20 protein-coding genes are annotated in these 22,809 nt (G+C 71.9%); 5 read left to right on the top strand and 15 right to left on the bottom strand.

Annotation, left to right across the window (positions count from 1 at the left end; genetic code table 11):
* Positions 1–185: 185 nt before the first annotated feature.
* The 4 genes from HN013_RS17155 to tatA all read right to left on the bottom strand — a co-directional run bounded on the left by HN013_RS17155 (position 186) and on the right by tatA (position 3,545).
* Positions 186–575, bottom strand: coding sequence for a VOC family protein (locus HN013_RS17155; RefSeq protein ID WP_171167065.1), 390 nt, complete (start codon positions 573–575; stop codon positions 186–188).
* Between the two features lie 119 nt (positions 576–694).
* Positions 695–1,633 (bottom strand): beta-ketoacyl-ACP synthase III, encoded by a 939-nt coding sequence (locus tag HN013_RS17150; RefSeq protein WP_171167063.1) that lies wholly within the window; start codon positions 1,631–1,633, stop codon positions 695–697.
* Positions 1,634–1,809: 176 nt separating this feature from the next.
* Positions 1,810–3,189, bottom strand: coding sequence for an alkaline phosphatase (locus HN013_RS17145; RefSeq protein ID WP_171167061.1), 1,380 nt, complete (start codon positions 3,187–3,189; stop codon positions 1,810–1,812).
* A gap of 95 nt (positions 3,190–3,284) precedes the next feature.
* The gene (tatA, locus tag HN013_RS17140; protein ID WP_171167059.1) at positions 3,285–3,545 is read right to left on the bottom strand and encodes a Sec-independent protein translocase subunit TatA; all 261 of its coding nucleotides are present in this window, start codon (positions 3,543–3,545) and stop codon (positions 3,285–3,287) included.
* Between the two features lie 205 nt (positions 3,546–3,750).
* Between tatA and HN013_RS17135 the strand changes: the two genes are divergently transcribed.
* Together HN013_RS17135 and HN013_RS17130 are read left to right on the top strand one after the other, a co-directional pair.
* Complete coding sequence (locus HN013_RS17135; protein ID WP_171167057.1) at positions 3,751–5,199, top strand: LCP family protein; 1,449 nt, start codon at positions 3,751–3,753, stop codon at positions 5,197–5,199.
* A gap of 197 nt (positions 5,200–5,396) precedes the next feature.
* Positions 5,397–6,776, top strand: coding sequence for a hypothetical protein (locus HN013_RS17130; RefSeq protein WP_171167056.1), 1,380 nt, complete (start codon positions 5,397–5,399; stop codon positions 6,774–6,776).
* A gap of 1,485 nt (positions 6,777–8,261) precedes the next feature.
* On the opposite strand, the gene mgtA is transcribed toward HN013_RS17130, so the two are convergent.
* The 5 genes from mgtA to HN013_RS17105 all read right to left on the bottom strand — a co-directional run bounded on the left by mgtA (position 8,262) and on the right by HN013_RS17105 (position 13,258).
* On the bottom strand, positions 8,262–10,994 hold the full coding sequence (mgtA, locus tag HN013_RS17125) for a magnesium-translocating P-type ATPase (protein ID WP_171167054.1): 2,733 nt from the start codon (positions 10,992–10,994) through the stop codon (positions 8,262–8,264).
* Positions 10,978–11,394, bottom strand: a complete 417-nt coding sequence (locus tag HN013_RS17120) for a metalloregulator ArsR/SmtB family transcription factor (RefSeq protein WP_171167053.1) — start codon at positions 11,392–11,394, stop codon at positions 10,978–10,980. The genes mgtA and HN013_RS17120 overlap by 17 nt, the downstream gene beginning before the upstream one ends.
* A 97-nt stretch (positions 11,395–11,491) precedes the next feature.
* Complete coding sequence (locus HN013_RS17115) at positions 11,492–12,184, bottom strand: HAD family acid phosphatase (protein WP_171167052.1); 693 nt, start codon at positions 12,182–12,184, stop codon at positions 11,492–11,494.
* A 184-nt stretch (positions 12,185–12,368) separates the two neighbouring features.
* Positions 12,369–12,584, bottom strand: coding sequence for a DUF5133 domain-containing protein (locus HN013_RS17110; RefSeq protein ID WP_171167051.1), 216 nt, complete (start codon positions 12,582–12,584; stop codon positions 12,369–12,371).
* Between the two features lie 170 nt (positions 12,585–12,754).
* Positions 12,755–13,258, bottom strand: coding sequence for a MarR family winged helix-turn-helix transcriptional regulator (locus tag HN013_RS17105; RefSeq protein ID WP_171167050.1), 504 nt, complete (start codon positions 13,256–13,258; stop codon positions 12,755–12,757).
* 106 nt (positions 13,259–13,364) lie between these two features.
* Between HN013_RS17105 and HN013_RS17100 the strand changes: the two genes are divergently transcribed.
* A complete protein-coding gene (locus HN013_RS17100; protein ID WP_171167047.1) occupies positions 13,365–14,297 on the top strand; it encodes an EamA family transporter in 933 nt (310 codons plus the stop codon).
* 141 nt (positions 14,298–14,438) lie between these two features.
* On the opposite strand, the gene HN013_RS17095 is transcribed toward HN013_RS17100, so the two are convergent.
* Positions 14,439–16,037, bottom strand: a complete 1,599-nt coding sequence (locus HN013_RS17095) for a TROVE domain-containing protein (protein WP_171167044.1) — start codon at positions 16,035–16,037, stop codon at positions 14,439–14,441.
* A 909-nt stretch (positions 16,038–16,946) separates the two neighbouring features.
* On the opposite strand from HN013_RS17095, the gene HN013_RS33050 reads away from it, so the two are divergent.
* Positions 16,947–17,627, top strand: coding sequence for a hypothetical protein (locus tag HN013_RS33050; protein WP_171167042.1), 681 nt, complete (start codon positions 16,947–16,949; stop codon positions 17,625–17,627).
* A 178-nt stretch (positions 17,628–17,805) separates the two neighbouring features.
* Here HN013_RS33050 and sodN read toward each other — a convergent pair whose 3' ends face one another.
* A complete protein-coding gene (sodN, locus tag HN013_RS17080) occupies positions 17,806–18,201 on the bottom strand; it encodes a superoxide dismutase, Ni (protein WP_171167040.1) in 396 nt (131 codons plus the stop codon).
* Between the two features lie 149 nt (positions 18,202–18,350).
* On the opposite strand from sodN, the gene sodX reads away from it, so the two are divergent.
* A complete protein-coding gene (gene sodX, locus HN013_RS17075; protein WP_171167038.1) occupies positions 18,351–18,815 on the top strand; it encodes a nickel-type superoxide dismutase maturation protease in 465 nt (154 codons plus the stop codon).
* Here the strand turns inward: sodX and HN013_RS17070 are convergent.
* The 4 genes from HN013_RS17070 to HN013_RS17055 all read right to left on the bottom strand — a co-directional run bounded on the left by HN013_RS17070 (position 18,707) and on the right by HN013_RS17055 (position 22,297).
* Positions 18,707–19,348 carry a CGNR zinc finger domain-containing protein gene (locus HN013_RS17070; protein WP_171167037.1) on the bottom strand — a complete coding sequence of 214 codons (642 nt, stop codon included), beginning with the start codon at positions 19,346–19,348 and terminating at the stop codon, positions 18,707–18,709. The genes sodX and HN013_RS17070 overlap by 109 nt on opposite strands.
* A 246-nt stretch (positions 19,349–19,594) precedes the next feature.
* Entirely contained in the window at positions 19,595–20,356 is a 762-nt protein-coding gene (locus HN013_RS17065; protein ID WP_283247570.1) for an amino acid ABC transporter ATP-binding protein, read from the bottom strand.
* Complete coding sequence (locus HN013_RS17060; RefSeq protein ID WP_171167035.1) at positions 20,353–21,303, bottom strand: amino acid ABC transporter permease; 951 nt, start codon at positions 21,301–21,303, stop codon at positions 20,353–20,355. Before HN013_RS17060 ends, HN013_RS17065 begins: the two co-directional genes overlap by 4 nt.
* Before the next feature lie 31 nt (positions 21,304–21,334).
* Positions 21,335–22,297, bottom strand: coding sequence for an ABC transporter substrate-binding protein (locus HN013_RS17055; RefSeq protein WP_171167033.1), 963 nt, complete (start codon positions 22,295–22,297; stop codon positions 21,335–21,337).
* Positions 22,298–22,809: the final 512 nt, after the last annotated feature.

The raw sequence follows: 22,809 nt of genomic DNA, 5'->3' as shown, positions 1-22,809 counted from the left end.
TGGGACTGAAGCCCGGGGCGCTGAGGCCCGGGGCGCTGAGGCCAGGGGTGCTGAGGCCAGCGGACCGAAGCCCGGGGTGCTGAGGCCATGGCTCCCGGCCCCGGGGCAGGGGCGCTGAGACCACGGCACCCGGGCCGCCCGGACCGCCGGGGCCGTGCTCGGGCGCCGGCCGGGCCGGAGGGCGCCTACAGGGCCGCGAACAGGTCGATCGAGTTCCCGTCCGGGTCCAGCACGATCGCGTACCGCTGTCCCCAGACCGCGTCCCACGGCTCCTTGAGCCCCCGGTAGCCGGCGCCCGTCAGGTCGGCCCAGACCTTGTCCACCTCGGCCGGGCCGGCGCACGCGAAGCCCAGGGTCACACGCCCCGGGCCGGAGGAGAGCGCGGTGTCGGGGTCGAAGGAACGGTACGTCTCGTCGGTGTCCCACAGCAGCCGCAGGCCGCCCGGCAGGACGTGCTCGACGTGCGGCAGGGCGTCGGCCTCCGCCGGGACGTCCAGGCCGAGGCGGCGGTAGAAGGCGAGAGAGGCGGCCATGTCCGCGACGACGAGGCCGGTGCAGTCGAATCGAGGTGTCATGCGATCACCGTATGCGGCATCACGCCGGCCGGTCTTGAACGGATCGGACACCCCGGTCGACCTCCTGACCGGGCCGGGCAGGACTGGGCCGGTCAGGACCGGGCAGGACCGGGCCCGGGTCACGGGCAGCGGATGACCTGGCCCGCGTACGAGAGGTTGCCGCCGAAGCCGAAGAGCAGCACCGGCGCGCCGGACGGGACCGCCCCGCGTTCGACGAGCTTGGACAGGGCGAGCGGGATGCTCGCGGCCGAGGTGTTGCCGGACTCGGTGACGTCCGTGGCGATCACGGCGTTGACGGCGCCGATCCTGCGGGCGACCGGTTCGATGATGCGAAGGTTCGCCTGGTGGAGCACGACCGCCGCCAGCTCCTCGGGCGCGACCCCGGCCCGCTCGCACACCGACCGGGCGATCGGCGGCAGCTGGGTGGTGGCCCAGCGGTAGACGGACTGGCCCTCCTGGGCGAACCGGGACGGGGTGCCCTCGATGCGGACGGCGTGCCCCATGTCCGGCACGGACCCCCAGACCACCGGGCCGATGCCCGGCTCGTCCGAGGCGGTGACGACCGCGGCGCCCGCGCCGTCGCCGACGAGGACGCAGGTCGAGCGGTCCGTCCAGTCGACCACGTCCGTGAACTTCTCCACGCCGATGACCAGGGCGTTCCTGGCCGCCCCGGCACGGATGGCGTGGTCGGCGGAGGCCAGGGCGTGGGTGAAGCCGGAGCAGACGACGTTGACGTCCATGACGGCGGGGGCCGGGAGCCCCAGTCGGGCCGCGACGCGGGCGGCCGTGTTCGGGCTGCGGTCCACGGCGGTGCAGGTGGCGACGAGGACGAGGTCGACGTCGGCCGGGTCGAGCCCGCTTGCGGCGAGCGCCTTGGCGGCGGCCTCGGAGGCCATCGCGTCGACGGTCTCGTCGGGTCCGGCTATCCGCCGGGTGTGGATGCCCACGCGGGAGCGGATCCATTCGTCGCTGGTGTCCACCATGGCCGCGAGCTCGTCGTTGGTGAGGACGGTCGCGGGCTGGTAGTGACCGAGGGCGATGACGCGCGACCCGGACATCGGTGGTTCCTCCTGGGGCGAATGATCCGAACCCCCAGTGTTGACCCCACCCGTCCCGGGAGCGAGGAGAATTCCACCAACGTTCCGGCGGGATAACTGGCACAACCCACAGGAGAGCCCGTGGGGCCCGGCCTCCGGAGCTTCCTCCGGCCGGCCGGGCCCCAGGGGTCCGGTGATCAGCGCAGGGAGAGCGCCGTCCGGAGGGTGGTGAAGAGCTGGGTCTGGTCGGTCACCCCGAGGACGCGCTCGGCCTGCGGGCCCTGGGCGGCGATACGGACCTGGGTGCCGGTGTGCTCCTGGGACTTGCCCGGGGTGTTGGTCGAGTAGTTGACCTTGAGCTGCTGACCCTCGTTGGTGACCAGCGTCGAGGACAGACCGGGCGGGGTGGCCTCCAGCGGCACGATCTGGCTGGTGTGGCCGTGGTCGGCGGTGGTGACGACCAGGGTGTCCGGGTGCTGCGCGGCGTAGGCGCGGGCGACCTTCACGGCCCGGTCGAGGGCCGCGGTCTCGCCGATCTGGCCGCAGGGGTCGGCGGCGTGGTCGCGCTTGTCGATCGAGGCGCCCTCCACCTGGAGGAAGAAGCCCTTCTTGCCCCGCTGCTTCTGCTCCAGCAGCTGGAGGGCCTTCTTGGTCTGCTCCTCCAGGCTGGGGGTGCCGGCCTTGCGCTCCGGGTTGTCCGTCGTGCAGCGCTGCGGCGCGGTGCCGCCCTGGGCGGCGGCCTTGCCGGTCCACTCGACCGGGACGTTGCCGGGGGCGAAGAGGCCGAGGACGGGCTTGCCGGACCGTGCCTTGCCGAGGCCCTTGGCGTCGGTGACCACCTGGTAGCCGAGCTTCTCGGCCTGCTGGGTGACGGTCAGGCCCTTGTACCGGCCCTCGGTGACCTTCTGGTCGAAGCGCTGCCTGCCGCCGCCCAGCAGCACGTCCACCTTGTGGTTGACGCTCTGCTCGGCGATCGAGCCGGGACCGCCCTTGGCGACCGTGTCGTTCGGGCACTCCTTCATGTCGGCCGGGCCCTGGCAGCTGCGGTCGGTGGCGTGCGAGGCGAGGACGGCCGGGGTGGCGTCGGTGAGCTCGGCGGTGGTGACGCTGCCGGTGGCGAGCCCGTTCCGCTGCGCGAGCTCCAGGATCGTGGTCATCGGCTTGTCGCTGCCCGGCGTCTTGGATATCCGGCCGTTGACGGTCTTGTGGCCGGTCGCCCAGCCGGTGCCGCTCGCCGCCGAGTCCGTGACGTAGTCCGGCTTGCCGTTCTTGTCCACCGCGTAGGTGGTGTAGGCGCCGGTCATCGGGAACTTGTCCATGTTCAGTCGGCCCGCGGCGCCCACGGTGTAGTCCCGGGCGAGGGTGATCTCCGAGTCGCCCATGCCGTCACCGATGAGCAGGATGACGTTCTTGGCCTTCTTGGGACCGTGGACCCGGTCGGCGACGGCCGAGTCGGCCGTCCGGTCCGTGCGGCCGCCGCCGTCGGACGCGGAGGCCGCGGCCGGCACCGCGACACCGGCGACGAGCAGTGCGGCGGCGCCCCAGGCGAGACGACGCCCGTACGGACGAGAACCCATGGTGTTTTCCTTCCTCGTGGGCCGGCGGTGTGCCCGGCCGCAGGAAGCTCACCAAGCGAGGGTGTACGGGAGCGCAATACCAGGTGACGGCGAGGTCAGCGGGAGCTGTCAACAGCGGTGGGGGTGATGGGGCTTCCACTGCTCGACGCGTTCGACGTGCTCGACGCGTTCGACGCGGGGGTGGACGCGGGGGCGGGCGCGGGATCGTTCTTCATGGCCCTGGCCTCGCTCTTGAGGATGCGCGCGGACTTGCCGAGGGCGCGCGCCATGTCGGGCAGCTTCTTGGAGCCGAAGACCACGACGAGGACGACCAGGACGACCACGAGGTGCCAGGGTTCGAGGGCGTTGCGCAGCACGACGGCCACCTGCTTTCTCTGTGCTTCCGGGTTCCGCGATTCCGGTTTCCGTGTTCCGGTCCGCGGGCGGCCGTACCGCCGCGCGGCTCGGACCATCATACTTGCAGAATTGCGCAATCGAACAACCAAAGGTGACTTCTGCCCGTCTCTGGGGATGAGAGGAACAAGGGCCGGACGGGGCGGGACGGCGGATGGGGGCACGGGTATGAGCGGGGGAGGCGGGAGGGGCGCCGGGGGCTTCGGCACCGCGTCGCTGGTAATCCTGGTGCTGCTGGTGGCCGCCGCCGGATGGACCTACCTGCGGCTCGACGGCAACCTCGGCGTCTTCGACGCCGACGGCATCGCCCGGGACCGGCCCCGCGGCACGGCCGCCGGCAGCAACGTCCTCGTCATCGGCTCCGACTCGCGCGCCGGCGGCAACCGGGACCTGGGCGGCGGCACCGGGCGGACCGGCCGCTCGGACACGGCCTTCCTGCTGCACGTGTACGGGGACGGCGAACGGGCCGCCGCCGTCTCCATCCCCCGGGACGCGCTCGTGGACATCCCGCCCTGCCGGCTCCCCGACGGCAGCTGGACGGCCGCCCGGAGCCGGGCCATGTTCAACTCCGCCTTCTCCGTGGGCGGTACGGCCGAGGGCAACCCGGCCTGCACCCAGAACACGGTCGAGAAGCTCACCGGGCTGCGCGTCGACCACACCGTCGTCGTTGACTTCGCGGGCTTCGCCGCGATGACCGACGCCGTGGGCGGCGTCGAGGTCTGCGTGCCCCAGGACGTCTACGAGGGCGACCTCGACCCGCACCGCGGCGCCCGCGGCGACCTCCTCTTCAAGAAGGGCCGGCAGACCGTCTCCGGCCGGCAGGCACTGGACTACGTACGGGTCCGGCACGGCATCGGCGACGGCTCCGACATCGGGCGCATACGCCGCCAACAGGCGTTCGTCGCCGCACTGATCGAAAAGGTGCGGGACCGGGGCCTCGACCCCACCACGCTGCTCCCGCTGGCGAACGCGGCCACCAAGTCCCTGACCGTGGATCCCGGGCTGGGCTCGGTGGACAAGCTGCTGTCGTTCGCGACGTCCCTGAAGGGCATCGACCCGCAGGACATCACGTTCGTCACGATGCCCTGGCGTTACGAGGGCGACCGGGTGGCGGTCGTCCGGTCCGAGGCCGACGCGCTGTGGGGCGCGCTGCGGGAGGACCGGGCGATCAAGGGCGGGGGCGCGGGGGATGGGAAGGGCGGAGGTCCGAAGGGCGGTGGCGGTGGCGGGAGCGCCGGGGCGGGGCCGGGGTCGGGGGCGGGTGTCCGGGTCTCCGTCGTCAACGCCACACACGTCGACGGGCTCGCGGCCCGGGCCTCCGGCCTCCTCCAGCGGCACGGCTACACGGTCACCCGGGCCACCACGGCCGAGGGGCGCGACGAGGGCACCACGGTGATCGAGTTCGGCCCGGGGCAGGCGGGGCGCGCCCGGACCCTGGCCGGGCTCTTCCCCGGGGCGTTCGTCCGGGGCGCCGCCGAGCAGGGCATTTCCGTCACCCTCGGGCGGGATTTCGGATCGTCGGGGTCGAAAGAGACGGCCGGGGAGGTGACCGGGGCGACGGCCGAGGCGACGCGGTCGGCCGACGGCAACCCGTGTCCCGGTCTGTCCTATGGGTGACAGGAGAACGGGTGACGGGGGAGGGGTGACATGAGAGCTCAGGGGGAACCGAGTGTCTGAATAGTCCGTTGTATTGGTAAACGCAGAGTAAGTTCGTGATCTTGATGAATGACTTCTCCCTCCCATTCCTCCGGAAATCCGGCAAGGGTTCTCGCCCTGCCCCACCTGCCCTACCTCTCTGCCCGAGGAGCACCACCATGCCCGCCACCCCCAGGGCGTTGCCCAGGCCCCTGTCGGCCCTCTTCGCAGTGCTCGTCGCGGCTCTGCTGCTGGTGGCCGGCTCGGCTGCCCTCGCCCCGGCCGCCCATGCCGCCACCGGACTGAACGAGGTGGCCGCCGGGCTGAAGAAGAGCCCGGTCTACGTCGATCCCCGGGCCTCCGCCCAGCTGTCGTCGGCCGACGCCGACGCGCTGGCGAAGAAGATCAAGGACGCGGGCAAGCCGGTGTTCGTGGCCGTGCTGCCGGACGCTCCCGAGTTCCCGCAGGGAAGCGTCCTGAAGGACCTGCGGACCGAGGTCGGCATCAGCGGCGTCTACGCCATCCGGCTCGGCGACAAGTTCAACGCCGGCGCCGACCGCAAGGTGATGTCCAACAACGCCGTGGTCAATCTCCGGGACTCCGTCCGCCGCAACGACAACGCCAACGCGAGCACCGAGCTCAACGCCTTCGTCGACGGGGCGATCAAGACCGCCAAGGGCCACGCCCCGAGCTCCTGGGGCGGCTCCGACTCCGGTGACGGGTCCACCGGACTGATCGTCGGCGGCGCGGTCGTCGTCGCCGGCGCGGGTGGGGCCTACGCCCTCTACCGGCGGAACAAGAAGAAGCGCCAGGAGCGCGAGCGCGCCGAGCTGGAGGCCCTGCGGGTCGTCGTCGACGAGGACATCACCGCGTTCGGCGAGGAACTGGACCGGCTGGACTTCTCCCCCTCGGAGACCGGCGCCACCGACGCCATGCGCCACGACTACGAGCAGGCCCTCGACGCGTACGAGGAGGCCAAGCGCCGGATCGCGGCGGCGACCAGGCCGCAGGAGGTCACGGCCGTGACCGAGTCCCTGGACAACGGCCGGTTCGCCCTCGCCACCCTCGCCGCCCGCCGCACCGGCGCGCCGCTGCCCGAACGCCGGCTGCCCTGCTTCTTCGACCCCCGGCACGGTCTCTCCGTCGAGGACGTCGAATGGGCGCCCCCGGGCGGCGCCCCCCGCACCGTCCCCGCCTGCCGCGCCGACGCCACCCGGGTCGCCGACGGCGAGGAACCCATGTCCCGCACGGTGCAGACCGCCCAGGGCCCGCAGCCGTACTGGAACGCCGGCCCGGCCTACGCCCCCTGGGCGGGCGGGTACTTCGGCGGCGGCATCCTCCCCGGCCTCCTCATGGGCACCATGCTCGGCAGCATGCTCAGCGGCCCCGCCTACGCCTCCGACTTCGGCGGCGGCGGAGGCGACAGCGGCGCCGAGGGCGGTGACTACTCCGGCTCCGACTTCAACTCCGGCGACTTCGGCGGCGGTGGCGGTGGCTGGGGCGACGGCGGCGGCTTCGGCGGCGGGGACGGGGGAGGGTTCGGCGGCGGGGATTGGTGATTCCCCGGTGGGCCGAGTGGTGTGCTGACCGGTGTGCTGCGGAGGGTGCGGGCCGGTGGGTGGGGCGGCTGCGGTGGGCGGTCTACATGGCCGGTGCTTGGCCGCCCACCCCCCTTTCGTCGTTGCGCGCGTGTTGAAAAACGGCGGGCTGCGGAGGGGGAGCCCCGGCGGTGAAGTGCCGGTGTGTGGGTGGGGACGGGGTCGGTGGGCGGTTTACATGGCGGGTATGTGGCCGACCGTCCCTCTCGCCGTTGCGCGCGCCCAAAAGCGGCTGGCTACGGAAGAGGGGGCGCGCGGTCGGGCGTCGTCGGCCGTCTCCGAGCCGGTGGGTGGGGCGGGGTCGGCGAGGGGTTTACGTGGCGGGTGCTTGGCCGTCTGCCGGTTTCGTCGTTGCGCGTGCCGAAATGCGGCGGGCTGGGCAGGAGCGGGGGGTGGCGGCGAGCCTGGGTTGGCCGGTGCGGGTCTCTGGGGGCTGGGGTGGTGTGGCCGGTGGGGTGCGGGGTGTTGGTGGGCCGAGGCGTGGGCGGGAGTGGTGGATTGGGGCGGGTTTTCGGGCCGACACGCTGTGTTCGGCCGCCCGGATCTACCGGTTGTCGTCCCAGTGCCGCTGGCCGGACGGCCGGCCCGGCTGCATGCCTCTTCCCTGTGGATGGCCGGGTGGTGTGGTGAATGAGGTGTGTGGGGTTGGTGGGCTCGGGGTCGGACGGAAGTGGTGGATTGGGGCGGGTTTTCGGCGCGACACGCCGTGTTTGGCCGCCCGAATCTACCGGTTGCTGTCCCGCTGGCCTGGCAGCCGGACGGTCATCCTGGCTGCATGCCTCTTCCCCGTGAATGGCCGGGGTGGTGTGGTGAATGAGGCGAGTGGGGTTGATGAAACCGGGGCCGGATGGAAGTGGTGGATTCGGGCGGGGTTTCGGCGCGACACGCCGTGTCCGGCCGCCCGGATCCACCACTTCCCGTCCCACCGGCCCGCAAGCCGGACAACCGGCCCCGGGCCGCCCGCCCACCTCCTCCGTAGCCAGCCGCTTTTGGGCGCACGCAACGACGAGAGGGACGGTCGGCCGACCACCGGCCATGTAAACCGCCCACCGCTGCCGCCCCCACCCCCACACCCGCACTTCACCGCCGGGCTCCCCCTTCCGTAGCCAGCCCGCTTTTGGGCGCGCAACGACGAGAGGGACGGTCGGCCAATTACCCGCCATGTAAACCGCCCACCGACCCCGCCCCACCCACATACCAGCACTTCACCGCCGGGGCTCCCCCCTCCGCAGCCAGCCGCTTTCAACACGCGCGCAACGACGAAACGGGGGTGGACGGCCGAGCACCCGCCATGTAAACCGCCCACCGCTGCCGCCCCACCCACCGGCCCAGAGACGGCCGACAACCCCCGCCCGCGCACCCCCTCCTCCGCAGCCCGCCGCTTTTCTACACGCGCGCAACAACGAAACCGGAGGCGGTCGGCCAAGCACCGGCCACGTAAACCGCTCACCCCCGCCGCCCATAGCGGGCCCGGGCTACTGCCAGACCCGCGCCGTAGAGAGCGAGGACAGTGGCGAGGAGGAGGTAGGAGAGGGGTGGGAGGGTGGTCATGGAGAGGGTGGGGCCCAGGGGGGAGAGGGGGAGCAGCAGGCCCACGACGGCCAGGGCGGTGGTGGCGAGCCGGATCGGGCCGGGGGTGCGGCCCTCGGCGGCGTGGCGGCCGGAGCGGAGGAGGAGCATCACCATGGCCTGGGTGAGCAGGTTTTCCGTGAACCATCCGGCGTGGAAGGCTTCTTGACCGCCGTCGTCCCCCAGTGAGCGCACCGCGAGGGCGAGGACGGCGAAGGTGGCGAGGTCGGCGGCGGCGTTGAGGAGGCCGAAGACCGTGACGAAGCGCAGGAGGTCGCGCGGGCGCAGGCGGGCCGGCCGGCGTATCGCCGTCGGGTCGGGGCGGTCGAAGGCGAGGGCGAGCTGGGCCGCGTCGAAGCACAGGTTCTGGACCAGGACCTGGGCGGGGAGCATCGGCAGGAACGGCAGGAGCAGCCCGGCGACGAGCATGGCGATGACGTTGCCGAAGTTGGACGACAGGGTGATCCGCAGGTACGCGGCGATGTTGCCGGTGCTGTGCCGCCCCGCGGTCACCGCCCGGTCGAGGGCGGTGAGGTCCTTGGAGGCGAGGACGACATCGGCCGCCTCGCGCGCCACGTCGACGCCCGTGCGGGGGCAGATGCCCACGTCGGCGGCGTGCAGGGCGGCCAGGTCGTTGACGCCGTCGCCGAGGAATCCGGTGGTGCGGCCGTCCGCGCGCAGGGCCCGGACGACGCGGGCCTTGTGGTCGGGGGTGCAGCGCGCGAAGACCGTCGTACGGGCGGCGAGCCGGGCCAGCTCCGGGTCGGTGAGGGTGTCGACGCGGGCGGCGGTGACCACCTCGCCGGGGTCGAGGCCCAGGTCGCGGCAGACGCGGGCGGCCGTGCCGGGGTGGTCGCCGGTGAGCACCTTCACGTCGATGCCCCGCTCCGCGAGGACCTCCAGTGCCTCCGCGGCGGTGGGGGCCACGGCGTCGCGCAGGGCCAGGAAGCCGGTGAAGTCCAGACCGCGCTCGTCGGCGGGCCCGTAGGGGCGGGTGCGGGGCGGGCGTTCGGCGCGGGCTACGGCGAGCACGCGGAGCCCGTCCGCCGCGAGGTCCGCGGCCCGCCGCGCCAGCCGTGCGCGCTCGGCGGGTTCGAGGGCGCAGCGCTCCAGCACGTCCTCGGGGGCGCCCTTGACGACCAGGACGTGGACGCCGGAGAGGCCGAACCGCGGGTCGCCGGTCCGCCGGACGACGGCGGTGGACAGCGGGCGGCCCGGGGCGCAGGGGAGGGCGGCGACGCCTTCGTACTCCTCCTCGGCGGCCACTAGGGCGTCTCCCGCCGCGTCGAGCACGGCCTCGTCCAGCGCGTCGGGCATGGGGAGTTCGGCGAGGTGGAGCGTCCACAGGGCGTTGACGGCGGCCCAGTGCACCACGTCGTGGCCGTCCCGGCCGTGCGCGTCCTCGGCGTGGTCGAGGACGGGCCGGTCCTGTGTGAGGGTGCCCGTCTTGTCCACGCACAGGACGTCGACGGCGCCCAGGTCGTGCAGGGCGGGGAGGCGCCGTACGATCACCTCGCCGCCGCGCGCGAGGCCGGCGGCACCGCGCGCCAGCGCCGCCGTCACCACCACGGGCAGCATCTCGGGCGTCAGCCCGACCGCCACCGCCACGGCGAACGGCACCGTCTCCAGCCCCCGCCCGCGCAGCAGCGCGTTCGCGACCAGCACGAGGGGCGCGGTGAGCAGCATGAACCGGATCAGCGTCCAGGCGATGCCGTTGACCGAGCGGTCGAACGGGGTGACGCGGTGCCCCCGCGCATCCCTCCCCGCGCCGGGGAGGGCTCCGGAGAGCCTGGTGGCGGCACCGGTCGCGACGACGACGCCGGTGGCGGTCCCGGAGACGACGCTGCTGCCCTGGAAACAGAGGTGGGTGGGGTCGGGGTGTTGCGGTTCCGCCACGTCGTCCGGGTGGTCCGCCGGCGGACTGCTGACGTGTGCCCGCCCCGCCGGTACGAGCGTGAGGGACGGCGCGCGGCCGCTCCCGGACGACGATGTACTGTCCCGCCCGCTGTCGCCCTCCGTGGCGGCTCCTGGGCTGCCCTCCGCAAGGTCCCGCGCCCGTTTCCGCGCCGGGGCCGACTCGCCCGTCAGGGCGGCCTCGTGGGCCGTCAGCCCGGTCGTGCGGAGCAGGCGGAGGTCCGCCGGGACGAGGTCGCCGGGGGCGAGGAGGACGATGTCGCCGGGCACGAGTTCGCCGACGGGCAGTTCGCGCTGGGCCGGGGGCGCGTCGGGCGCGGGGCGGCGGCGGACGGTGGCGGTGGTCGCGACGAGGTCCCGCAGGGAGGTCGCCGCGCGGTCCGCGCGGTGCTCGCCGGCGGTCCGCAGGGCACAGCTGACCGTGACGAGCACGCTGATCACACAGGCGGTGCCCCAGGAGGCGAGCGCCGCGGAGACGATGCCCAGACAGAGGAGGACGGCGGTGAACGGGTCGCGCAGACCGCGGCCGAACCGGCGCGGCAGGCCGGGCGGACGGTGGCCGGGGAGGACGTTCTCGCCGTGGCGCGCCAGCCGGCGGACCGCCTCGTCCTCCGTCAGCCCGCGCGGGCCGCTCTCCAGCTCCCGCAGCGCGTGAAGGGTGGAGCCGGCGTGGCCGCCGTCAGGCGCCCAGGCCACGGAGGCGTCCGGAACCGGCGCCGGCCGCCCGGGACCGGGGCGCGGTGTCGGCCCGGCGGTCGGAGAGCTGGTCGACCATGAGGCGGACGATGGTCACCACGTGGGGGTCGTCCACGAGGTAGACCATGCGGCGCCCTTCGCGCCGCGACCGCACCAGCCCGGCGAGCTTGAGCTTCGCGAGGTGCTGGCTGATCGCGGGCAGCGCGCCGCCCACCCGCTCGGCCAGTCCGGTCACGTCGCTCTCACCCTGGGCCAGCGCCCAGACGAGGTGCAGCCGGGCGGGGGAGGCGAGCAGCCCGAACGCGGCGGCCGCCTCGCTCAGCACCTCCGCCGACGGGTCCGCGGCACTTCGTTCGACGGCCCCCTCGGGGCTCTCGAATCCGCCGACGCCTGCCGCCACTGTCGTTCTCCCGTCCCTGTCGGGCGTCACCACGCCCGCGGGGGACCAGTCTAGGCAACGCCGCGACCGGCGCCCCGGGAACGTCCGGGCGGTGGGGTCAGGAGAGCTTGCCGTCGTAGTCGGGGAGCTTGACGGTGAGTTCCGCGTGACCGCCGGACAGGTCGGTCGTGTTGTTGCCGATGTTCGCGATGATCTTGTAGCCCCTGGCCTCGATCTTCGCCCGCTCCGCGGTCTTGTACGAGCTCACGTCGCGGAAGAGGTCCGGGAGGCGGCGGACGGCCAGGCCGTCGACCGGATAGCCCACGCGCTTGAGGTTGTCCTCGGTGACCGACCCGATGATGCGGGGGCGCGCGGTGACGAAGAAGACGGCCGCGCCGCGCTCGTGGGCGTACCGGACCAGGTCGCGGACGGGCGCGACGGCCGGGGTGGGGTACGTCCAGTGGAAGTCGGTCTCCAGCGAGGTGTTGTCGATGTCGAGGACGACGGCCTGCTTCTCGGTGTGCGCCTTGGCGGTGCGCTCGCGGACGTGGGGCGTCGCGCGGTCGACCGCGGCCCGTACGTCCCGCTGCCAGGTCGCGTAGTCGACGCCCTTGAGGCCGGCGGTGCCGGAGGTGTGGGCGGTGGCGAGCGCTGTGCTCCCGGTCGTCGGGGTGTTCCCGGTCGCCGGGGCGGTGGCGGAGGAGGGGGTGGAAGCGGCATGGGCGGGTGCGGCGGTTGCGCCCAGGGTGGCGAGGGTGGCGGCCGCGGAGAGGGCCACGGCGGCGCGGCGCGCCCGTATGGATGCGGTCATGGCGGAGATGATCACATCCCTCTGTGGCCAGTGGGAAGCGTGGGGTTGGACGGCGGGTGACGCTTCGGTTCCGGCGGAGACCCCGAGAGCCCAAGGGGCCCAGGCGGGGCGCCCCCGTTCCCTCCTTGGTGGCGCCCCCGCCCCTGGGAGCCCCCTCCCGGTACCTCGTCCCCCCCCGGCCGCCTCAGGCCGCCGGCGTCAGGCTCCCGCCCTCCGCGCCGAGCACCCGTGCGGCGACCGCCAGGGCGTCCTCGATCCGGCGGGTGCCGGTGGTGACGCACAACGTGTACGCCGCGTCGTCCACCTGTCGGCGCGCCGGGGCGTCGGACGGGTCGGCGGCGGCCAGGGCCGTGTACCGCTCCACGAGGTTGTGCAGGACGGCGGGGTGGGCCATGAGCATGAGATCTCTCCTCGTTCCGGGGGTGTGGCGCCGAGAGCCGGCGACGGTGTCATGGGACCACGGGGGCGGCTCAAGTGACGTGTATCGGGAGGGAGTTCGTCAGTTGAGCAGGCGTAGGTGACGGGCAGCCCGACGAACTCTCCGACGGGCTGCCGCCGTCCCGGCAGGTGTCACTCCAGCCGCTTGTCCCCCAGGGACACCAGGAGCACTCGCAGTGCCTCCGCCACGCGGTCGTTCTCCTCGCGGCTCAGGGAGGAGAGGAGCCGTTCGCCGTTGGCCGCGTGCAGGGTGATCAGTTCGTCCATGAGCGCGTGGCCGCGGTCGGTGAGCCGGATGCGGACCGTGCGGCGGTCGCCGGTGTCGCGGACCCGCTCGACCAGGCCCTTGGCTTCCATCCGGTCCACCCGGTTGGTGATCGCGCCCGAAGTGACCATGGTCGCGCTGGTGATGGCTCCGGCGGTCCGCTCGTAGGGCGGGCCGCAGCGGCGGATCGTGGAGAGGACGTCGAACTCCCAGACCTCAAGGTCGTGTTGGGCGAAGAACGACTTGAGCTCCTTGTCGAAGAGGCGCGAGAGGCGCTGTACCCGGCTGATCACGCCGGTCGGCCAGACGTCGACGTCGGGGCGCTCACGCCCCCACTGCTCGATCACGCTGTCCACTGCGTCGATGGCCATGCGGTATCTCTCCCTTGAAAGTCTCAACGTTCAGATACTTGACGTTCAGATTAGCCTCATGCTGTTATTTCAACGTTGAGATTATCAACCTTGAGGGGAGAACAACATGCAGGCGACGACCACGCCCGCGCCGGCCACCGCGGCCCAGGGGAGCACCCACGGTGCCGCTACGAAGACGGCCGGTCCTGGTTCGAATCCGCAGGACCTCCTCCTCACCGCACTGGCCCCCGCCAGCTGGGCCACCGTCTACGCGGTGACCGCCGCGCTGCTCCCCGACAATCGCCCGATGCTCGCCGCGACCCTGCGCGCCCTGCCCGCCGGCCTGGTCCTGCTCGCGGTCAACCGCAAGCTGCCGCACGGCGCGTGGTGGTGGAAGTCCACGGTCCTCGCCGTCCTCAACTTCGGCGCGTTCCTCCCGCTGATCTTCTTCGCCGCCTACCGGCTGCCCGGCGGGGTGGCCGCCACGATCGGTGCCGTGCAGCCCCTGATGGTGGCCGGTTTCTCCCTGCTGGTGCTGCGGCTCCGCACCTCGCTCCCGGTCCTGCTGGCAGCGGTGGCGGGGGTCGGGGGAGTGGCCCTGATGACCCTCACCGGGCAAGCCGCCCTCGATCCGCTCGGTGTCGCGGCGGCGTTGCTCGCGGTGACGCTGATCGGCCTGTCCATCGTGCTCACCAAGAAGTGGGGCAGCGGTGAGAGCCCCCTGGTCATGACCGGCTGGCAGCTCACCATCGCCGGGGTGCTCCTCGCCCCCTTCACCCTGCTGTCCGAGGGCCTCCCGTCGCACCTGACCGGCGCCAACGTCGCCGGTTACGCCTACATCGGCATCGTGGCCACCGCGGCCGCCTACCCGCTCTTCTTCCGCGGCATCGGGCGGCTGGCCCCCACCTCGGTCTCGCTGCTCAGCCTCGTCGGCCCGCCGGTCGCCGCGGTCATCGGCGTGGTGGCCATGGACCAGGCCCTCACCCTCTGGCAGGTGGCCGGCCTCGTGATCGCCCTGGGAGCGGTGGTCGCCGGCCAGTTCCTGAGCCGCAAGGGCTGACGTCCCCCCCCGGGGCGGCCGGGGCAATCGCGCCGCCCTGCAACAGGAACGGGTCCGCAGGTCCATTGGACCTGCGGACCGTCGTCGTGCCGGACGGCGGGGGGCACGGGGGGCGCTCAGCTCACCGCTCGGGAGGCCCGCTCACCGCTCCCACGGCCACGCCGCGTCCCGCCCCGCCTCCAGCAGCGGAACGGCGCGGAAGGACGCGTCGCTCAGACCGCCGAAGGTGTGCCGGTTGCCGGTGCCCGAAGGCCCGTGACCGGTGCGGTAACCGGCGAGGTTCCAGGTGTAGACGGGGACGTCGGCCGGGATCAGCGAGGTGGCGTCGCTGTGCGTACCGAAGCCGGCCTGCTCGTCGGTGACGATCACCACGCGGTCGTGCCCCGCGTAGTGCCGGCGCACAGCGCCCGCGGTGTCCGTGCCGCCGAGGTTGCCGAACCGCTCCGTCGCGCGCAGCACCGAGTCACCGGCGGCCAGCGGGACACGGCGGCTCGTAGAACCGAACTCCACCAGGTCGGCCGAGGCCGCGCGGAGCGCGATCGCCGTGCCGAAGACGGCGGCGCTGTCCGCTCGGTTGAGCTGCGTCCGTGCGCTGATCCCGTCGAACATCGAGGCCGAGCGGTCCACCAGCACCAGCGTCCGGCCCGGCAGGGACGGCACATTGGCGAGGGAGTGGGACAGCGCCCGCTCCAGGGCCTGGCCCCAGCGCAGCGAGGAGGTGTGCCGGTGGGCGGCCAGGTAGCGGAACGGGAACTGCCGGGAACGCGCCACCTCCGCCGGGTCGGAGATCCGCGCGGCGACGTCGGCGGCGACCTCGTCGCCCACCCCGGCCTCGTCGAAGTTCCGCAGGTTGCGCACCAGGGCCATGGTGCCCATGGACGGGATGACGGCCTCCCAGGCCGCCCGGTCCATCGGCCCCTGGAGCCAGCCGGCCAGCGCCTCCCACGTCATGCCTGCCCGGGCCAGCCGCTCCGCGCCGCCCGGGCCGGTGAGCACGGCCCGCCGCTCCTCGACGGGGACGGCCATCAGCTCCCGGTGCGCGATGAGCACCGGGTCCGAGACCGGCGGTACGGCGTCCTCCGGGTGGTGCCGGCGGTCCAGCGCGTAGCGGAACAGCTCGCCCTGCCAGGGCTTGTCCGGATCCGGGGTCGGGTGCACGACATTGAGGACGTCCCCGAACCGGTACCCCTTGCTCGCGGTGTCGTACTTGAGCAGCGCCTTGCCGTGGTACAGCCGCCGTACCGCGTCGGACACCCCGCGCTTGACCGGCTTCGGGACGGCCCGTCCGAACCGCGACGTCCAGTAGCCCAGCATCTCGCCGGGCTCGTCCGCGCGGAGCAGCACGGACGCGATGACGGCCCGGTTGCCGTACGGGCCGTCGCCCGGCGCAGCTTCCTCGCCCGCGGCGAGCCGCGCGTGGACGAACTCGGCCGCGCCGACGAGCGACGCCGTGCGCATGGCGCCGTCCGTGCGCAGCCAGCGCAGCAGCCGCGCCGTCCACTCCGGGGCCTCGACGGCGAGCCGGCGCACGAGGCCGGTGAACCGGTCGTCGCGCCGTCCGCCCTGCTCGTAGAACGTGTCGTGGCCGACGGTGTCGGTCACGGCCAGCAGGAACAGCTCACCGCGCGCGTCGCGCAGATGTCCTGTGCCGCCCTGGTGGTTGACGGTCGTGGCGCCCGTCGTGGTGACGGGCGAGGCGGGCGCCGCGCGGTGGTTCGCGCGGGTGTTGAAGCGGGCCATGGAGGAGAAATCCCCTCTCGTGTCGCGTGGGGCGTGTCGTCGTACCGCGCAATCGCACGGCGTCCGACGCGCCCCGTGGACGGATGGAGGGGAGGACGAACGGCAGCACGGAGCGCCCGAGATCGAGTGGTCGCGGATTGCCCGCCGGAGTGGGCTGCACGCCGCCGGTCCCGTTCGAACGGGACCGGCGGCGTGCGGGAGTTGAACCCGAAGTAGCCGCGAACCGGCGCACCGGGCGCTCCGGTGCCGCGCCTCCCGAGATCTGGAACGGCCGCGGCGCGTTTCTTCAAAGGAAGGAGCCGTGGCCTGCGCACCGGGAGGTGCGTATGAAGTTGCGCTCTCCCGAGATCGAAGTCGGAGACGGTACAAGGTGCTCTGCCGTTGAGCTACCGGAGCCGCGAGCCCCGAACGGGATTCGAACCCGCAACCACCCGTTCCCAAAACGAAGTAGCCGTCCCCTGCGCACCGGGAGATGCGTGAAGCGATGCCCCCACTCTGCCCGGCCGAAGCGCCGGGGGCAACGGAAATATCCCGACGAGTGCGCGGCAGGCCAACTGCCCTCCCCAGCAGGCCCGTCCGGCCGCCACCGCCCGGAGCCGGCCCACCACCCACCCGGCCGTCCGGACCCAATTCCCGTCCCACTGGCCGGAATTAACGCGCCACGGCGTCCGGGAGGAATGTCAATCCGGACAGGAGCCCGGAAAGCCCGGCTTCCACCCTGATTTCCCCGGAACTCCTGGGAAGTCCTGGGAACTCCCGCGAGCCTTCCCCGAAACCCCTACCACCCCCGATATCCGCGATATGCGCATTCCGCGCCCCTCATGACATCCGCCGAGCCGCCTATGCGTACACTCGATGGCCGCTTACGGGTTCCTGAAGAGGAATGCATCACCGACAACGGGGGAAACCTTGCTCACGCACATCACCACCGCCGCACCACGCCGTGCCGCGCTCGCCGCCGGAGCCGTACTGGCCGCCCTGGCCCTGACCGCCTGCGGCTCGTCCGACGGAGGGAAATCCGACTCCAAGTCCGACTCCGCGAAATCCGACTCCGCGAAGTCCGGCTCGTCCTCGTCCGGCACCGGCAAGTCGGGCGGCGCGTCGGGCGACAAGGGCGACACCGGTTCCCAGGAGCTCGCGGCCGGCCAGGCCAGCCCGGAGGAGCAGGAGCTGGAGTCGTCCGGCAAGAAGGGGAATTTCGTCGTCACCGGCCAGAAGGTGGTGATGGGCAAGCCCGAGAGCCTGCAGGGAGGCTCGGACGCCAAGAAGTTCGCGGGGAAGACCGTCGCCTTCGCCTACCTCAAGGTCAAGCTGGCCGACGGCGACGCCCCGATGAAGCCGCCCATGATCAGCACCAGCATCGGCACCCTGACGGCGGACAAGCAGCCGGGGCGGCCACTGATCACCATGAGCCAGCTGCCCGGCACGCCCGCCGACTGCCAGGACGCCGACTACGCGAAGCTCTGGAAGAAGGGCGAGGAGCGCACCTTCTGCGAGCCCTTCGTGGTGCCGCAGAACGTGAAGGTCACCCACGTCACCTTCCGCCGGGGCTTCTACAAGGAGCCCCTGAAGTGGGCCCTCGCGAAGTAGCGCCGGGGGACACCGGCCCCGGCGGCCGACGACGACGGCCCCCGCGCCCGGCGTGAACCGGGCGCGGGGGCCGACGTGACGGACCGCTCAGGCCTTCTTGGTCTCCCAGAAGATCTTGTCGATCTCGGCGATGAGCTCCAGCGCCTTCTCACCCGTCTNGGCCGACGTGACGGACCGCTCAGGCCTTCTTGGTCTCCCAGAAGATCTTGTCGATCTCGGCGATGAGCTCCAGCGCCTTCTCACCCGTCTTCGGGTCGGTCGACGCCTTGGCGGCGCTCAGCGCCTTCAGGGTGTCATTGACCAGCTGGTGCAACTGGGGGTACTTCTCGAAGTGCGGGGCCTTGAAGTAGTCGCTCCACAGCACCGAGACGTGGTGCTTGGCGAGCTCCGCGCGCTGCTCCTTGATGACCGTGGCGCGGGCACGGAAGTGGGGGTCCTCGTTGGCCTGGAACTTCTCCTGGACGGCCTTGACCGACTCGGCCTCGATGCGTGCCTGGGCCGGGTCGTACACACCGCAGGGCAGGTCGCAGTGGGCGCTGACCTTCACCTTGGCGGCGAACAGGCGGGAAAGCATAGTGGTGCTGTCCTTCCTCGTGATCGTCTTCTCAGGTGCGAGATTACTCGGTGTGGGAAGGCTTTTCCCGAGCACCCCGTGGGGCTTAGGACAAAAGACCGGTGTCAGGCCGGTCCCGAGTGGAGACGGACCGGGAGTGAGGTGCCGAGGTGCAGGAGCGACTGGACGAGCGCGGGCAGGGGCTGGACCGCGAGCGTCGCGGCCTGCTGCGGATCGGGCTGGCCGAGGTCTACAACCCGTCGATGGTCCCGACGCTGAACCCGGGGGACCAGCTGGTCGTGCAGTACGGCGCGAGCGTGCGGCCGGGGGACGTGGTGGTGCTGCGGCATCCGTTCCGGCAGGACCTGCTGATCGTCAAGCGCGCGGTGGAGCGGCGCGACGGCGGCTGGTGGGTGACGGGGGACAACCCGCTGGTCGAGAACGACAGCCGTGAGTTCGGCGCGGTGCCCGACGAGCTCGTCGTGGCCCGCGCCTGGATGCGGCTGCGGCCGCCGCCGCAGGCGGGTCAGCGTTCGGCGACGGCCCTGCTCTCGTGGGCGGCCTCGGCCGTACGGCCGGTGCGCTCCGCCGGGCTGCTGGGGCTGCCGCTCTCGCGGCGCTTGCGGGCCCGGTAGGCGGCGACGTTGGCCCGGGTGGCGCAACGGTCGGAGCAGTAGCGGCGCGACCGGTTGGTCGAGGTGTCGAGGTAGGCGTTGCGGCACGGCGGGGCCTGGCAGATGCCCAGCCGGTCCACGCCCAGCTCCGTGAGGTGCACGGCGAGGCCCATGCAGGCCGTCGCCGTGTAGCCGGCCGCCGAGTTGGCCGCGTGGTCGGCGATGTGCAGGTGCCAGTCCGGGCGGCCGGCCTCGTCGCGGACCTGGTGGCCGGAGATCTGCGGGCTGACGGGGAACTCCATCAGCAGCGCGTTGAGCAGGTCCACGGCCCGGACCTCCTCGCCCTCGGCGGCCGCCTCGAAGACCGCCCGCAGCCGCGCCCGGACGCCGCGCAGCCGGGTGACGTCGCCGTCGGTGAGTCTCCGTCCCATCGTCGAGGCGGGGCCGAACAGCTCCCGGGCGGCGTCGAGCGAGGTCAGGGTGTCGGTGCCGCGCGTGGGCTCTTCGGTGTTGACCAGCCGGACGGCGTAGTCCGAGTACGAGGCCAGTTCCACGGGGGGTCCTTCTGTGGTCGGCCCTGGGGCCGGGCCCGGGTGGGTAATGGATGTCGGTGTAACGAGGGTATTACACCGTACGCACGCCGGGGTGGACGGGCAGCGCATTCCGGCCGCGCGCGGGCGTCGGTGAACGCCGCGCGGGCGTCGGTGAACGCCGGACGGCGGCCGCGCGGAACGGTGTTCCGTGCGGCCGCCGTACGCGTGTGCGGTCCGTCGATCGGCCGGCGGGTGGCCGGCCCGGGGTCACAGCACCTTGGACAGGAAGGACTTCGTCCGTTCGTGCTGCGGGTTGGTCAGCACCTCGCGCGGGTCGCCGGACTCGACGACGACACCGTTGTCCATGAAGACGATCGAGTCGCCGACCTCCCGGGCGAAGCCCATCTCGTGGGTGACGACCACCATGGTCATGCCGTCCTCGGCGAGGTCCCGCATCACGTCGAGGACGTCGCCCACGAGCTCAGGGTCGAGCGCCGACGTGGGCTCGTCGAAGAGCATCAGCTTGGGCTCCATCGCCAGCGCCCGGGCAATGGCGACCCGCTGCTGCTGGCCGCCGGAGAGCTGGGACGGGTAGTTGCCGGCCTTGTCGGCGAGGCCGACGCGGTCGAGCAGCTTCAGGGCCCGCTCCCGGGCGACGGACTTGCTCTCGCGCTTGACCTGAACCGGTGCCTCCATGACGTTCTCGACGGCCGTCATGTGCGGGAACAGGTTGAACCGCTGGAAGACCATGCCGATGTCACGGCGCTGGGCGGCGACCTCGCGGTCCTTGAGCTCGTAGAGCTTGTCGCCCTGCTGGCGGTAGCCGACCAGATCGCCGTCGACGTAGAGCCGGCCGCTGTTGATCTTCTCCAGGTGATTGATACAGCGGAGGAACGTCGACTTGCCGGAGCCGGACGGGCCGATGAGGCAGAACACCTCGCGCGGGGCGACCTCCAGGTCGATGCCCTTGAGGACCTGGACGGAACCGAAGGACTTGTGCACGCCCTCGGCCTTCACCATGGCGGTCATGAGGTACCTCCGGCGACACCTTGGTGGTTGAACGTGAACCAGTTGGCCTTGATCTGCTGCCAGGGCGTGAGCGGCAGCTGCCGCAGCGTGCCCCGCGCGAAACGGCGTTCCAGGTAGTACTGACCGATGCTCAGCACGCTGGTCAGCACCAGGTACCAGGCCGCGGCGAGGAAGAGCATCTCGACCGTGCCGCCCGAGGTCTGGCCGACGTTGGTGGCGGCCTGGAGCAGGTCGTAGTACTGCACCGCGATGACCAGTGATGTGGTCTTGAGCATGTTGATGAACTCGTTGCCGGTCGGCGGCACGATGACGCGCATCGCCTGCGGCAGCACCACCCGGCGCAGCGTCCGGGTGTGGCTCATCCCGAGCGCGTGCGCCGCCTCGGTCTGGCCCTCGTCGACCGACTGGAGGCCGGCCCGGCAGATCTCCGCCATGTACGCGGCCTCGTTCAGGCCGAGCCCCAGCAGGGCGGCCAGGAACGGGGTCATGAAGGACGCCCAGTAGTCCTTGTAGATCGGCCCGAGGTTGATGAACTCGAAGACCAGTCCGAGGTTGAACCACAACAGCAGCTGGACGTAGACGGGTGTGCCGCGGAAGAACCAGATGTAGAACCAGGCGACGGAGGAGGTGACGGGGTTCTTGGAGAGTCGCATCACCGCCAGGACGACGCCGAGCACCACGCCCACCACCATCGACAGGATGGTGATGGTGATGGTGTTGCGGACGCCCTTGAGGATGTCGGCGTCGAAGAAGTAGTCGGGAACGGCACCCCAGTTGATCTTTCCCTGGGCGAACGCGTTGATCAGCAGGCCGAGGACGGCGACGGCCAGGACGGCCGAGATCCAGCGGCCGAAGTGACGTACTGGGATCGCCTTGATTTCCTCGGGGGCGGTGCGGGGAGCCTTGGCGTCCTCGGGCTCCGGCACCTTGTCCATGTCTATGGGCACGACTGTGGCCTTTCAGCGAGCGGGCAGTGCGTCAGGAACCGCCGTTGATCCTGGCTTCCTTGATGGCGCCCGCCTTGACGTTCCACTTGTCGAGGATCTTCGCGTACTCGCCGCTCTTGATGATGTTGTCCAGGGCGGCCTTGATGGCGTCCCGGAGCTGGGGGTCCGTCTTGGGGATCGCGATGCCGTAGGGCGCCGCCTCCACCTGGTCGCCGACGATCTCGAAGTCGTTGCCGCCGCCGGAGGTCTTCACCGCGTAGGCGGCGACGGGGAAGTCGCTGGCCCCGACGTCGGCACCGCCGCCGCGCAGCCGGGTCTGGGCGAGGACGTCGGTGTCGAACGCCTCGATGGAGATCTTGTCGCCCTCGCACTTCTCGGACTGGGCCAGGGCGAGGTCGTGCGAGACGGTGCCGCGCTGGACGGCGACCTTCTTGCCGCACAGGTCCTTCCAGTCCTTGATCCCCTGCGTCTTGCCCTTGGGTGTGTAGAGGGAGACACCGGCCTGGAAGTAGTCGACGAAGTCGAGGCCGTCGGTGACCTTCTTCTTGGTCTTCGGGTCGACGCCCTCCTGCCGGTCCTTGGTGTCCGTCATGGCCGACATGGCCACGGCGTACCGCTTGGAGCGGAGGCCGGCGACGAGGGCGTCGAACTTCGAGTTGTTGAACTCGAAGCGGACCCCCAGCTGCTTGCCCAGGGCGTCGGCGATGTCGGGGTCGAGGCCGACGGTCTTGCCGCCGTCCTTGTACTCCACCGGGGGGTAGGCGATGTCGGAGCCGACCTGGATGACGCGGGAGCTCTTGACGGACTGCGGCAGCTTGTCGAACAGCGGTGCCGAGGCCCCGGCGGACGACGAGTCGCCGCCGCCGTCCTTGGACTTGTCCTTCGTCTGGTCGCCACAGCCGGTCAGCAGCAGGGCGCCGGCGACCGCGATCGCGCCGGCGGCGGCCAAACGACTCCTGGCGGCAGCCGGGCGGGGGGTGGTGCTTGCGGTCATTGCTGGTTCCTCCTGCGGGTGAGGGGATAGCCGACTCTTCACACGGAATTCACGCGGGTCACCTCCCAGGCCATCAGCACACTTCGTCGGCTGCCGCGACCTGTGGTGGTTGGGGCATCTTGCCATCTGGACTACACCGTTCGGGGGGCCAGCAATGTCAAAATCGGATAACGGGATGATCCGGTTGCAGTTTCGGGATGTTCAGGTCGTAGTGCGTTGAATGATCGCTTCCGTTCGTTCTCGGAGAGAGATGCATCTCACGAGCCTCACGTCTCACTCCATGGACTCGGAGCAACAGTTGACACCGATTTCCGGCCGAGATGGGCGTGGCAGGGCAGAGAACGCCGGATCTCACTCGTCGGCCGTATCGCTCATCCGGTAGAAAGGGCCCTTACCCCCCGCACCCGGGGCTCAGGGCGCGCCCGTGCAGCGCGCCCGGTGTTCGCACTCCCCGCACCGCGCCTCGCGCGCGGACCGGCGGACCGTCGATGAGACGGTCGCGCCACTCCCCG

It is taken from the genome of Streptomyces sp. I05A-00742 (assembly GCF_013055795.1).
Taxonomy (GTDB): domain Bacteria; phylum Actinomycetota; class Actinomycetes; order Streptomycetales; family Streptomycetaceae; genus Streptomyces.
Note: the sequence above shows the minus strand (reverse complement) of the source record. Positions and strands in the feature narration are given on the sequence as shown.

Coding starts and splice junctions, on each gene's coding strand:
- HN013_RS17095 (WP_171167044.1), bottom strand. CDS start 16,037: ATGGCCCGCTTCAACACCCGCGCGAACCACCGCGCGGCGCCCGCCTCG.
- HN013_RS17100 (WP_171167047.1), top strand. CDS start 13,365: ATGCAGGCGACGACCACGCCCGCGCCGGCCACCGCGGCCCAGGGGAGC.
- HN013_RS17115 (WP_171167052.1), bottom strand. CDS start 12,184: ATGACCGCATCCATACGGGCGCGCCGCGCCGCCGTGGCCCTCTCCGCG.
- HN013_RS17110 (WP_171167051.1), bottom strand. CDS start 12,584: ATGCTCATGGCCCACCCCGCCGTCCTGCACAACCTCGTGGAGCGGTAC.
- HN013_RS17150 (WP_171167063.1), bottom strand. CDS start 1,633: ATGTCCGGGTCGCGCGTCATCGCCCTCGGTCACTACCAGCCCGCGACC.
- HN013_RS17145 (WP_171167061.1), bottom strand. CDS start 3,189: ATGGGTTCTCGTCCGTACGGGCGTCGTCTCGCCTGGGGCGCCGCCGCA.
- HN013_RS17155 (WP_171167065.1), bottom strand. CDS start 575: ATGACACCTCGATTCGACTGCACCGGCCTCGTCGTCGCGGACATGGCC.
- HN013_RS17055 (WP_171167033.1), bottom strand. CDS start 22,297: ATGACCGCAAGCACCACCCCCCGCCCGGCTGCCGCCAGGAGTCGTTTG.
- sodN (WP_171167040.1), bottom strand. CDS start 18,201: ATGCTTTCCCGCCTGTTCGCCGCCAAGGTGAAGGTCAGCGCCCACTGC.
- HN013_RS17105 (WP_171167050.1), bottom strand. CDS start 13,258: ATGGCCATCGACGCAGTGGACAGCGTGATCGAGCAGTGGGGGCGTGAG.
- HN013_RS17135 (WP_171167057.1), top strand. CDS start 3,751: ATGAGCGGGGGAGGCGGGAGGGGCGCCGGGGGCTTCGGCACCGCGTCG.
- HN013_RS17065 (WP_283247570.1), bottom strand. CDS start 20,356: ATGACCGCCATGGTGAAGGCCGAGGGCGTGCACAAGTCCTTCGGTTCC.
- HN013_RS17130 (WP_171167056.1), top strand. CDS start 5,397: ATGCCCGCCACCCCCAGGGCGTTGCCCAGGCCCCTGTCGGCCCTCTTC.